The 290-nt window shown below is 58.3% G+C and carries 1 pseudogene; it reads left to right on the top strand.

Going from position 1 to position 290, the window contains the following annotated elements:
• Nucleotides 1-24: 24 nt before the first annotated feature.
• Nucleotides 25-290 (top strand): annotated as a pseudogene (locus tag EN859_RS37200) (acyltransferase); the annotation flags it as partial.

Here is a 290-nt window from a genome sequence, read left to right as displayed (position 1 = left end):
CGCTCGGCGCCGCCCTGGATATGGGTGATCCTGCCCACCCTGGAGGCTGCTGCCTACGCCTTCGGGATCGCCTACTATGACACGACCTTCGCCAGGGAGCGAACGAGCCTGCCCTTCAGGATCATGGAGAAGGCCGGATCATACAGTTATTCGATCTACCTGCTGCACCTGTTCTTCGTGCACCAGCTGGCCGCGTTCATCAACGACAACATCATGGACATCAGCAATTTCTATGTCGCATGCCTCTGGTCGCTGGCATGCTTCCTGGCAACCATCCCGATCGGTCATCT

Source organism: Mesorhizobium sp. M00.F.Ca.ET.216.01.1.1 (genome assembly GCF_004010325.2).
Classification (GTDB): Bacteria; Pseudomonadota; Alphaproteobacteria; order Rhizobiales; family Rhizobiaceae; genus Mesorhizobium.
Note: the sequence above shows the minus strand (reverse complement) of the source record. Positions and strands in the feature narration are given on the sequence as shown.